Origin of the sequence: Streptomyces sp. NPDC050388, from assembly GCF_040655635.1 — a bacterium.
Classification (GTDB): domain Bacteria; phylum Actinomycetota; class Actinomycetes; order Streptomycetales; family Streptomycetaceae; genus Streptomyces.
The window spans coordinates 140,542-152,283 of the sequence record NZ_JBFAKH010000009.1 but is presented as its reverse complement, the minus strand read 5'-3'; the positions used below and the strand labels follow the sequence as shown (position 1 = coordinate 152,283).

The following is an 11,742-nucleotide window of genomic DNA, read 5'->3' as shown; positions in this document are numbered from 1 at the left end:
ACCCGTGTCGAGCAGCGCACCGACTTCGACAAGCTGATCGTCGACGTCGAGACCAAGCAGGCCATGCGTCCGCGTGACGCCATGGCGTCGGCCGGCAAGACCCTGGTCGAGCTGTTCGGTCTGGCCCGCGAGCTGAACATCGACGCCGAGGGCATCGACATGGGTCCGTCCCCGACGGACGCCGCTCTCGCCGCCGACCTGGCGCTGCCGATCGAGGAGCTGGAGCTCACCGTCCGGTCGTACAACTGCCTCAAGCGTGAGGGCATCCACTCCGTGGGTGAGCTGGTCGCGCGCTCCGAGGCGGACCTCCTCGACATTCGCAACTTCGGTGCGAAGTCGATCGACGAGGTCAAGGCGAAGCTGGCGGGGATGGGCCTTGCGCTCAAAGACAGCCCGCCTGGATTCGACCCCACCGCTGCGGCGGACGCCTTCGGCGCGGACGACGACGCGGATGCCGGATTCGTAGAGACCGAGCAGTACTGAGGGCTCGGGCCGGACGGTCCGTTTTTCGGGTGCGGGTCCGCTGCGCTTGATCGCGCCCACGCGACGGAGTCGCATGTCGACACCGCCCCGCGCCCCTTCCGGGGCGCCCCTTCGGGGACGCCCCGGATCTCCGACGAACAACCGTTCGCTCGGATACTGACTCCGGTACCTGATACGGCCGGGGCAGACACCTAGGAGATACACCATGCCGAAGCCCGCCAAGGGTGCCCGTATGGGCGGCAGCGCCTCGCACGAGAAGCTGATGCTCGCGAACCTCGCGAAGTCGCTCTTCGAGCACGGGCGCATCACCACCACCGAGGCGAAGGCGCGCAGGCTGCGCCCGTACGCCGAGCGTCTGGTCACCAAGGCGAAGAAGGGCGACCTTCACAACCGCCGTCAGGTGCTCCAGGTGATCACGGACAAGAGCATCGTCCACACGCTCTTCACCGAGATCGGCCCGCGGTACGAGAACCGTCCCGGTGGCTACACCCGTATCACCAAGATCGGTAACCGCCGTGGCGACAACGCGCCCATGGCCGTCATCGAGCTGGTCGAGGCCCTGACGGTCGCGCAGCAGGCGACGGGCGAGGCCGAGGCCGCGACCAAGCGCGCGGTCAAGGAAGACGCCCTCAAGAAGGACGAGGCCGCCGAGGCCCCGGCCGAGGACGCCAAGGCCGACCTGACCAAGGACGAGGCCGCCGAGGCCCCGGCCGAGGACGCCAAGGACGCCTGAGGCAGCGCTGCTTCACGTTGAGCGGGTCCGCCCTTGTGGGCGGGCCCGCTTTCGCGTGCCTGAGAGGATCTGTACGTGAGTGACGAAATAGAGCCCGGACACGTCCGTGTCCGTCTCGATCTCTCCTACGACGGGACCGAGTTCTCCGGCTGGGCCAAGCAGGCCGGGGGCAGGCGGACCGTGCAGGGGGAGATCGAGGACGCCCTGCGGACCGTCACGCGGTCCGGGGAGACGACCTACGAGCTGACCGTGGCCGGCCGGACCGACGCCGGGGTGCACGCGCGCGGCCAGGTGGCCCATGTCGACCTGCCGGTCGAACTGTGGGAGGAGCACCGGGAGAAGCTGCTCAAGCGGCTCGCCGGACGGCTCCCGCGCGATGTGCGGATCTGGTCCCTCACCGAGGCCCCCGCGGGCTTCAACGCCCGGTTCTCCGCGGTCTGGCGGCGCTACGCGTACCGCGTCACCGACCACCCCGGCGGGGTGGACCCGTTGCTGCGCGGCCATGTGCTGTGGCACGACTGGCCCCTTGACGTCGACGCCATGAACGAGGCCGCCCGGCGGTTGCTGGGGGAGCACGACTTCGCCGCGTACTGCAAGCGGCGGGAGGGCGCCACGACCATCCGTACGCTCCAGGAGCTGAGCCTGCTGCGTGACGCGGACGGCGTGATCACGGCGACGGTCCGGGCCGACGCCTTCTGCCACAACATGGTGCGCTCGCTGATCGGGGCGCTGCTGTTCGTCGGCGACGGGCACCGCGAGCCCGACTGGCCGGGCAAGGTGCTGGCGGCGGGCGTACGGGACTCGGCGGTGCATGTCGTACGTCCGCACGGGCTGACCCTGGAGGAGGTCGGCTACCCGGCCGACGACCTCCTGGCCGCCCGCAACAAGGAGGCCCGCAACAAGCGGTCGCTGCCGGCGACGGTGCGGTGCTGCTGACCCGCACCGCGCCCGCCGCGCCGCTCGGCACCCTGCGCGGCACCTTGTTCAACGAGCTGCTCCTTCCTCCGCCCAGGTCGTGAGCAGGCCCGACAGGGCGGCCACGACCTCCTCGGCGTCGGGGCCGTCGCCGCGGCCGTCCGGGGCCAGCTCCAGGTGCAGGAAGGTTGCGTGGTGCTGCTGCGCCGCCCTGCCCTGGACGTTGGTGGTGCCCTCCAGGGGGCAGCGGGCCGACCAGCCCCGGCAGACCCGCAGCCCGTCCGCCTCCAGTCGGTCGGCCAGGACGGAGGCCTCGCCGGGTGCGCTCTGCGCGGCGCCGCCGGAGAGGACGGCGTCGTAGCGCTTCGCGGAGGACTCGGCGAAGCCGTGCAGCTGGATGCCGGGCACCCCGCGCTTCTGCAGTTCCACGACGATCAGGTGGAAGGCGCTGTCCTCGCGGTGGGCCACATCGGCGTCGCCGTCGCCCGCCCGGCGGTGGGCGCCGGCCAGGACCAGCGCGCCGCCGGGGTTGTCCTCCAGCAGCCGTAGGCCGAGCGCCTCGGTCTTTCGGTCGGCGACGGGATGCGGCACCTGGGCGTTCCAGCGGACGGTGGAGTCCGCGTTCAGATACAGGCGCCCCCAGCCCGTGCTCGGGCCCTTGTCCGAGGCCGCGACCTCGTCGTAGCGGCGGCCGGTCGCGGTGTCGGTGAGGCGGGTCACACGCAGGCCGATCGGGGCGAGGATCTCGTCCGCCTCGCGTGCGTCCCGGTCGAGGAGTCGTCCGATGCCGCGGGCGAGCCGGTCACGCTGGTCGGCGTCGGGGGGCGTGTAGGGGCCGTCGCGCTCGATGGCCTCCGTGTAGGTGAGGACACGGCCGCGAAGGTCCACCAGTTCCCGGGATGCCGGAACAGTTTCCTCAGATTTCCGCTCCGAGTCAGCTTGGCAACCCGTCACTGTCAGAAAAAGTAGCAACAGGGCGAGAATCGGAGAGAAACGTGACTGTCTCGTAATGGATATTGGCGTGATGGCCGTGTGGACCGTGTGAACATGACCGAGTGACACAGCGTAAGTCTCTCCCTAAGGTTCGGGTGGCTGCCACCCTGATCGCGCTGACCGGCCTGCTGGCCTCGTGCGGTACGGCCGACGGCTCCGTGGAGCCGCAGGCCAAGCCGGGGGGACGCTCCTTCACCGTCGCGGCCACGGGTGACGTGCTCATCCACCCCGAGCTGGTCGAGCAGGCGGCCAAGGACGCCGAGGAGACCGGTGAGGGAGAGAAGGGGCTGGACTTCGGGCCGCTGCTCGCCGGGGTGAAGCCTGTCATCAGTGAGGCGGACCTGGCTATCTGCCACATGGAGACACCCGTGGGCAAGCCGGAGGGCCCCTTCGAGGGGTACCCGGAGTTCCTGGTCCCCCCGCAGGTCCTGACGTCACTGAAGGACGTGGGCTACGACACCTGCTCGACGGCCTCCAACCACACGTTCGACCACGGGCTGGACGGGGTGCGGCGCACGCTGGACGTCATGGACGAGGTGGGCCTCGGACACGCCGGGTCGGCGCGGTCGGCCAAGGAGGCGGAGCGGATCAACATCCGTGACGTCGAGGGCGTCAAGGTCGCGCATCTCTCCTACTCCTGGGAGTCGTTCGTCCACCCGGTTCCCGAGAAGCAGCGCTGGGCGTTCAAGGGGACCGACCTGGCGGAGATCAAGAAGGAAGAGGCCCGGGCCCGGGAGCAGGGCGCCGAGGTGGTGCTCCTCTCGATCCACTGGGGTGCGGAGCACTACAACGAGCCGGGTGTCGCGCAACTGCGGCTGGCGGAAAGTCTCGCCGAGGACACCGGGATCGACCTCGTCATCGGCCATCACGCCCACGTCGTCCAGCCGATCCAGAAGGTGAACGGCACCTGGGTCGCCTACAGCCTCGGCAACCATGTGGCCCGGCACTCCTCGCCGACCGGACTGACCGAGGAAGGGGCCATCGGCTGGTTCGAGTTCCAGGAGACCACCGAGGGCTGGGACGTCACCGCGCGCTACCGCACCACGCTGGTGGACATTCCGCCCAAGGTGGAGGACGAGGAAGAGGTGCCCGAGGGCGCGGTGCGGGACCTCCGGCTGGTGGACGCCCAGCAGATGCTCGACGAGCCGGGAGACCTGTCCGAGGAGCGGCTCGCCCGCTACCGGCTGGCGCTCGACCGGACCCGGGGCTTCCTCTACAACCGGGGCGCCCCCGGCGGCGACGGCCTGGAGCAGCTCTCGATGGAGAAGTGACAGGACCCACACCCGAAGTCCGCGTCAGGGATACAACCTTGTCGGCGTTTATCAGTCCATTCAGTGACGACGTCGCACGGCCGAGGTAGTGGTGCCCCGGCGTACGCCCGGCACTCGCGTCAAGACCAAGGAAGACCACCGGTGACATCGAGCCATGTCGCGCCGCCCTCAGCGCATAGACAGCGCCGCAGTCGCAGACGGGCGGACATGCCCCTGCTCGGCGGCATCCGCCCGCCGATCGCGGTGCTGTGCGTACTGATCCTCGCCCTGGCCGGGCTGACCGCCAAGGTGCTCGGTCCCGGCGGCGACCCCGTCGTGCCCAAGGCGGTGCTCTCCTCCCAGCAGCACTTCGCCGAGGACGGGGCGATCGCCCTGCGCGCCTCGATCGACGAGCGGGTCACGGACCTGCGGCGCACCGCCACCGCGCTGAACGCCGGGAAGCCGGCCGAGCCGGAGGACGTCCTGTCCGACCTGGGCAGGACGTACCAGAAGTGGACCGGCACCACGGTGGTGGACCTGGAGAGCGGGGACGTGCTCGCCGCGCGTGGCGAACGCATCCCGCTCGCCTGGCTGGACAAGGAGGTCCTCACCGGAAAGACCGCCCTCGTCCCGCGCATGGTGCGGCTGGAGACCGGTGACGTCCGGCTGATGACCATGGTGGTCCTCGACTGGAAGGACCGTCCGCAGCAGCTGCTGATCGCCTCCAACAGCCTGTCCGTGCCGCCCATCACGCTGGGTCCGTTCCGCACCATGGCGGTCGTGGCCAAGGACGGCGAGGTGCTGGCGACAGCCGGATTCGAGCAGTCGGAGGCATTGAACTCCGACAAGCAGCGCGAGGAACTCGACTTCCTCCAGAAGCAGATGTCCGACCTGTCCGGTCAAGCCGCAGAGCACACCGAGCAGCACCCCGTCACCGCCAAGGAGCCCGGTTCCCGCGGCTACCCCGGCGTCAGCGGGGCCCTGGTGGGCGACGACTACAACGGTCGCGTCGCCACCGCCGGCTACGCCTCCCTGGCCTCCTCCGACCCCGAGGAGAAGGACAGCGTGGCGGCGGGCCTCGGACTCACCGTCGTGGCCATGCTGCCCGTGGTCGCCGAGCAGAGCGCCGGTGCGGCGGACCGGGAACTGTACGGGCTGATCGCGGCCGGCGCCCTGGTGGTGCTCGGACTGCTGGCTGCCGCGGTGCTGTGGGCACGGGTGCAGCGTCCGCTGCTGCGTCTGTTCCTGGAGTCCCGCCGGCTCGCCCGGGGTGACCTGACCCGTCCCGTCGGCACCTTCCGCGGCGGCGAGGCCGCTCGTATCGGCTCCGCCCTGGAACGGCTCCGGGGCCAGCTTGGCGGTCCGGGCGGTCCCGGTGGCCCCGGTGGGGCGAGCGCCGGGAAGCCGGGCAGCCGGCTCCGGTTCGGCATCCGGGCGCAGCTCGTGGTGACCGCGGTGCTGCTGCTCCTGTGGTGCCTGCCGGTCGGCCTGCTGCTGAACCGCACCGACGACTCGGTCAGCGTGCCCGCCACCATGGTCAACGACCAGCGTGACCGCACCGACCTGGTGTCCGACCGGGTCCGCCGGGCGCTGAACGAGGCCCAGGCGGACCTGGTCTCCGCCTCCCGTCTCGTCGACGTGGCCGACCGGGACGCCACCGAGAACATGCTCAAGGACGCCCTGCGCAAGCACACCCGGTACGCGGCGCTGTACGTCGTCGACGCGGGCGGAGAGGTCGTCGCCCGCGCCGGTGGCGACCCGCACGACTGGAGCGACGACAAGAAGCTGCCCCTGGTCAGGGTGTCCGGGGAGGGCGGCAAGAAGCCGGTGCTCCAGGCCGGCGCCCCCGTGCCCGAGGAGAAGGGCGTCACCCTGGTGGGTGAGGTGCGGATCGAGTTCCTGAACTCCCTGCTGAAACGTCCCGGCCTCGGTGAGGTCCGGGTGGTGGACCCCAAGGGCCGCACCCTCGCCGCCAGCAACGGCTTCCTCGCCTTCGAGGACCTGCCCCGCGAGGCCCTGACCGACCTGGTCCGGGCGGGCAGCGTGCAGGTCGGCGCCGGACCCGTCGAGAACGGTCTGCTCATCCGGGACGGCGGCAACGTCACCGTCGCCGCCGCGGCTCCCTTCTCCGGCGGCGGTGTCGCCGCCGACATCGGCTGGACCGTGGTCAGCTGGCAGAACGCCGACCGCTTCCAGATCACCGCGTACGAGCGCGAGGACCGCAGTGTGCTCGCCGGCCTGCTCGGTCTCGCCGCGATCGTGGTCTGCCTGGGCTGGGTGCACCTGGTGGTCGCCCGGCCGCTGCGGGCCCTCGCCACCAGCGCCGAGAAGCTGGCCGACGGCGATCTGAAGTCGGTGCTCTACCCCACGTACCACGACGAGGTGGGAGCGGTCGTCCGCAGCCTCGAACTGATCCGCCAGCAGCTTCAGGCCCGCAGGCAGAACCAGTCCCGCCGCCCCGCCGAACCCCGGCCGACCGAGCCCCGACCCGGTGAACCCCGGCTCGGCGCCGGAGGAAGGTGACCCGCCGTGCTCTACCTCTACTTCGCCCTGCTGGTCTGCTGCGTGCTCCTGCTCGTCGCGGGCATCGTCGAGCAGCGCCGGCACTACGCCGCCCTGCACTCCATACCGTCCCGGGTGCTGGTCAACGGCATCCGGGGCAAGTCCTCCATCACCCGGCTGTGCGCCGGCGCCCTGCGCGGCGGTGACCTGACCACGGTCGCCAAGACGACCGGCACGGCCGCCCGCTTCATCCACCCGGACGCGACCGAGGAACCGGTCTACCGCAAGTTCGGCATCGCCAACGTGGTGGAGCAGATCGGCATCGTCCGCCGGGCCGCCGCGTACCGGCCCGACGCGCTCGTCATCGAGTGCATGGCGGTCATGCCGGCCCTGCAGGAGGTCAACCAGAGCAAGCTGATCCGTTCGACGATCGGCGTGCTGTGCAACGTACGTGAGGACCACCTCGCCGAGATGGGCCCCACGCTCGACGACGTGGCCCGCTCGCTGTGCCGTTCCATGCCCCAGGACGGCATCTGCGTCACCGCAGAGAAGGATCGTTTCGACATCCTTCAAGAGGAGGCCGACGCCCGGAACTGCAAGCTGATCTACGCGGACCCCGAGACGGTGACCGACGAGGAGCTGCGCGGCTTCAGCTGGTTCACGTTCAAGGAGAACGTCGCGATCGCCCTGGTCGTGGCCGAGCTGCTCGGCGTGGAGCGCAAGGTCGCCCTGCAGGGCATGTACGACGCCCCGCCGGACCCCGGCGTGCTCTCCGTCGAGCGGTACGTGACCGAGGAGGGCAAGCGGCTCGCCTTCGCCAACGTCTTCGCGGCCAACGACCCCGAGTCGACGCTGATGAACATCAACCAGCTGCTCGACCTCGGCGCGATCAGCCGTCCGCTGAACGTCGTCATCAACTGCCGCCCGGACCGCGTGGAGCGCAACGGGCAGATGGGCGAGATCGTCCCCGACCTCCAGCCGGACAACGTCTTCGTCATCGGGCACCCCGCCAAGAGCGCCATCGACGCCATCCCCGCCGAGTGGCGTGACCGCGCGGTGGACCTGGGCGGCGACCGCCGGGACGCGCACGAGTTCATGCCGGAACTGCTCGGGCGCATGTCCGACGGCTCCTCCCTAGTCGCCATCGGCAACATCCACGGCCAGGGTGAGGAACTCCTGGAGTACCTGGCCGAACTCCCGGCGGACGAGACGCCCGACGCGGAGCAGCCGGCCGACGCGGAGCGGACGCCGGACCCGGTCGCCGCCGTTCCCGCGCAGCAGGCGCCCCGCCTGGACCCGTTCGCCGCCTACCCGACGGCGTACGAGGAGCGCTACCAGGCCTCCCAGACCCAGGAGATCCCTGTCATCCGCCGCAACCTCCTCGCCCAGCAGGCGGCGCTCCAGGAGCAGCAGCAGGGCCGGCAGGCACAGCACGTCCAGCAGGCCCAGCACGCCCAGGGTGGCCAGCACGTCCAGCAGGCCCAGCACGCCCAGGGTGGCCAGCACGAGCATCACACCCAGCACACCCAGCACGCCCAGGGTGGCCAGCACGAGCATCAGGGCTGGTTCGCGCAGCGGCCCGCACAGCGTGTTCCGCAGCACGGGCAGCACCAGGAGCACGCACCCGAGCAGGGACACCGGCCGTACTACGACGGGCCCGACGGCGGGCCCTGGCATCCGACCGACGAGGACAGCGGTGGACCGCCCCCGCGCCGCTGACCTCCCGCGGGCCGACCGCCCTCCTTCCTTCCGCACACCTGCCCGGAGACCCCGTTGATCACCGCCGCCCTGACCCCCGAGATGGCCGCCCTGGGCATCGCCATAGGTCTGTTCTTCTCACTGCTGTGCTACCTCACCACCAACCTGTCGCCCGGCGGCATGATCACCCCGGGCTGGCTGGCGCTCACCCTCATCGAGGACCTGCAGCGCGCGGCGATGGTGGTGGGTGTGACCGCCCTGACCTACGCGGGCACCAAGGTGATGCAGCGACTGGTGATCCTTTACGGCAAGCGGCTGTTCGCCGCGGTGGTGCTGCTGGGCGTGCTGCTCCAGGCCACCGTGATGATCGTGCTCTCGCTCGAGTTCCCGCTGCTGTACGGCAACCAGACCCTCGGGTTCATCGTGCCCGGTCTGATCGCCTACCAGATGGTGCGCCAGCCCAAGGGACCCACTCTGCTGGCCACGGGCACCGTCTCGCTCATGGCCTACATCGTCATCGCCGCCGGCCTGTTGCTCGGCGTCATGCCCACTGTCTGACAACAACCGAGGAGCATTTCGATGGCTGGGAAAGGGAAGAAGAAGACGCGCCACATCGTCCCCGGACTGGTGGTGCTCACGCTCGTCGCGGGGTCCGGCTACCTGACCGTGGAGCTGCGCAAGCAGGAGGCGCCCGCGGTCACCGAGGTCCGCAACGTCGGTGTCCTGGACGGCAACCGCGGCTCCGGGAGCGGGTCGGACGACGACAGCAAGGCGACCTGGTCCCGGCTGGAGAACCCGGCGCGCTCGGTGCTGCGCGGTGGCGACGGGCAGATCATGGCGGTCCTCACCGACGGGTCGCGCACCGCGACGCTGACCGGGAAGGCCCGCACCTTCGAGGAGCCGACCTCGACCAAGTCCAAGGTGTCCACCCGGGACTGGGTCAGGCTGCTGCCCGAGGAGTGGAAGAAGGGCGCGGAGAAGGAGCAGTGGTTCAAGGACTGGTACGCCGAGAACAAGGACAGCGAGGAGGACGACCTCTTCGCGTTCGCCTTCCAGTACGTGGCCGGCGCCCCGGACAAGAAGGACGAGCAGGGCACGCTCTACGCCGGTGACGCCGACTTCGGCCCGCTGAACACCACCGGCGCGGAGGGCGGCGACCTGCGCCTGGAGCAGTCCGACTTCTACGACTTCCTCGGTGTCCAGTACCCCTTCCGGGACGGTGCCGTCGGGACGCCGGAGGCCATGCGGGCCAGGTCCCTGGACTGCTCCGGCTTCATCCGCATGGTGCTCGGCTACCGCGCCCGCTACCCGCTGATGTCCCTGGACAGTGCCTCCGGCGACGGACTGCCGCGTACCGCCAACGGCATGGCCCGCTCCAAGCTGGGCGCCGACGTGCTCCCGCTGACCGGGATCTCCGCGGAGGACCGGCCCGCCAACATCGACCAGCTCCAGCCCGGTGACCTGGTCTTCTTCAAGCTCGACACGCGGACCAAGGAGCGGCTGGACCACGTGGGCATGGTGCTCGGCTACGACACCGAGGGCCACCTGATCTTCGTCTCCAGCCGTGAAGAGGTGAACGGCCCGACCATCGGCGACATCGGCGGTGTCTCCCGGCTGGACGGCAACGGGTACTACGCGAAGACGCTGCGCAGCGCGAAGCGGCTGTGAGACGGCGGTGAGGCAGCCGTGAGGCGGGGGTGCGGGGCCGGTCGGAGACGCGGTCGGCCCCGCGGGCGGTCCTCGCCGTCGAGGGTCCGCCCGGTGGATCAGGTCGCAGGAAAGCGACGGCGCCTCATCGGCGCGGGTGAGCGAAGCCGAGAGCGGGGGAGTCGGCGACCGACGACGACGCCGCTGGGGGTCCCCCTTGCTCGAAGAGCTTGGGGAGGGCGTGCCGGCCCCCGCGTCTGCGGCGTGACCGGCCGGACAGGCCCCGGGGCGTCGTCACTCGTTCGCGGCGGCTGATGCCTGGGCCTCGCCGCGGCGGCGGATCTGGCGGAAGGTGAACTCGGCGAGATCGTTGCCGGTGGTGAAGACGGCCTTGTCCTGCTCCGTCACGTCCTTGGCGGAGGTGAAACCGGACAGGGTGAAGTAGGCGTAGCGGCCGTAGGAGTTGGTGGTCGAGCGGCAGACCGCGCCGTCGCAGAACTCCTTGACGCCACCGCCCGCGAGGGACTTGATGATGCTCCTCGTGTCGGCCTGCTGCTTGGCCTTGGCGGCCTGGGCCTCGGTGTCGAAGACGGCCACGCCCACCGTCACCGCGACGTCGTCCTTGGTATAGGTGACCCGGAGCAGGCGGCTGCAGCCGTTGTCGGTGAGGACCTTGGGCAGCGTGGCCTTCGCGGCCGAGGCGCAGTCGCGGGTGTCGGCCGTCGGGCCCTTCTTGTACACCGTCTCGCCCATGGTGAGCTGCGTGCCCGGGAAGAGGACGTCCGGGGCCAGCGGCGCCCGGTCCTTCTTCACGTTGGAGATGAAGTCCTTCGGGTCCAGCGGCGGCGGGGCGCTCGTCGGGGCGAACGACGGGACCGCGCCGGTCGGGCTCGGCAGGTCGGCGGTCACCGGCACCTGGGAGGACGGCCCGCCCGCGGCCTGGTTGCTGCCGTTCGCCGAGACGACGGCCACCGCCACGGCCGTGCCTATCGCGACGGTGGCGATCGCGCCGCCGCCGATGAACAGCAGTCGGCGCCGCTTGTGACGTGTCTCGGACGCCTCGGCCAGTGCGGCCCAGTCGGGTGACTGGCTGTTGCCGCCCCCGCTGTTCCAGGGCTGCTGAGACTGCGGTTTCCAGGGATCCCACTGCGAAGGAGGTCCCCCCTGCCCATAACTCATGGGGCGCATCTTAGACGGGGCGCGGGGTGTGCCGGACCGCCCCAACCCCGCGTGCGGGTCCTGGTGTTGTCGCCCTGGCGATGAGCAAAAGCGACATCTCCGGGTGGTTGGTGCGACCCGTGGACCGTGGCGCGGACGACGCCGTCGTCGTGGGGGCGGGCGAACGGGGGGACGGACGGGCGGGAGGGGGACGGGCGGCGGACGGCTGTAGAGTCGGTGTCGCCCGCGACCGGCGGACTCGTTTTGACCCGTCCGGCCGAGGGCGGGTATTCTGCATGTTTGTTATGTGTATTGGCTTGCTCATTCTCACGTGAGGGGCCCTTACACCGGTCCACCGGGCCG

Annotated in this window: 10 protein-coding genes; 8 read left to right on the top strand and 2 right to left on the bottom strand. The window is 70.6% G+C overall.

Going from position 1 to position 11,742, the window contains the following annotated elements; all coding sequences use genetic code 11:
* The 3 genes from AB0I73_RS07680 to truA all read left to right on the top strand — a co-directional run.
* On the top strand, positions 1–483 hold a 483-nt coding region (locus tag AB0I73_RS07680; protein WP_301649636.1), incomplete at its 5' end, for a DNA-directed RNA polymerase subunit alpha C-terminal domain-containing protein.
* A gap of 205 nt (positions 484–688) precedes the next feature.
* Entirely contained in the window at positions 689–1,216 is a 528-nt protein-coding gene (rplQ, locus tag AB0I73_RS07675) for a 50S ribosomal protein L17 (protein WP_109377684.1), read from the top strand.
* Positions 1,217–1,291: 75 nt separating this feature from the next.
* Complete coding sequence (gene truA / locus AB0I73_RS07670) at positions 1,292–2,152, top strand: tRNA pseudouridine(38-40) synthase TruA (protein ID WP_363034796.1); 861 nt, start codon at positions 1,292–1,294, stop codon at positions 2,150–2,152.
* Positions 2,153–2,200: 48 nt separating this feature from the next.
* Here truA and AB0I73_RS07665 read toward each other — a convergent pair whose 3' ends face one another.
* Positions 2,201–3,022, bottom strand: a complete 822-nt coding sequence (locus AB0I73_RS07665) for a hypothetical protein (protein ID WP_363034809.1) — start codon at positions 3,020–3,022, stop codon at positions 2,201–2,203.
* A gap of 218 nt (positions 3,023–3,240) precedes the next feature.
* Between AB0I73_RS07665 and AB0I73_RS07660 the strand changes: the two genes are divergently transcribed.
* The 5 genes from AB0I73_RS07660 to AB0I73_RS07640 all read left to right on the top strand — a co-directional run bounded on the left by AB0I73_RS07660 (position 3,241) and on the right by AB0I73_RS07640 (position 10,242).
* A complete protein-coding gene (locus AB0I73_RS07660) occupies positions 3,241–4,395 on the top strand; it encodes a CapA family protein (protein WP_363034807.1) in 1,155 nt (384 codons plus the stop codon).
* Positions 4,396–4,602: 207 nt separating this feature from the next.
* On the top strand, positions 4,603–6,897 hold the full coding sequence (locus AB0I73_RS07655; protein ID WP_363034794.1) for a HAMP domain-containing protein: 2,295 nt from the start codon (positions 4,603–4,605) through the stop codon (positions 6,895–6,897).
* Between the two features lie 6 nt (positions 6,898–6,903).
* Positions 6,904–8,595, top strand: coding sequence for a poly-gamma-glutamate synthase PgsB (pgsB, locus tag AB0I73_RS07650; RefSeq protein WP_363034792.1), 1,692 nt, complete (start codon positions 6,904–6,906; stop codon positions 8,593–8,595).
* A gap of 54 nt (positions 8,596–8,649) precedes the next feature.
* Positions 8,650–9,132 (top strand): poly-gamma-glutamate biosynthesis protein PgsC/CapC, encoded by a 483-nt coding sequence (locus tag AB0I73_RS07645; RefSeq protein WP_109377689.1) that lies wholly within the window; start codon positions 8,650–8,652, stop codon positions 9,130–9,132.
* Between the two features lie 21 nt (positions 9,133–9,153).
* The gene (locus AB0I73_RS07640) at positions 9,154–10,242 is read left to right on the top strand and encodes an NlpC/P60 family protein (protein WP_363034789.1); all 1,089 of its coding nucleotides are present in this window, start codon (positions 9,154–9,156) and stop codon (positions 10,240–10,242) included.
* Between the two features lie 273 nt (positions 10,243–10,515).
* Here the strand turns inward: AB0I73_RS07640 and AB0I73_RS07635 are convergent, their stop codons facing one another.
* Positions 10,516–11,400, bottom strand: coding sequence for a hypothetical protein (locus AB0I73_RS07635; RefSeq protein WP_363034787.1), 885 nt, complete (start codon positions 11,398–11,400; stop codon positions 10,516–10,518).
* Between the last annotated feature and the right edge of the window lie 342 nt (positions 11,401–11,742).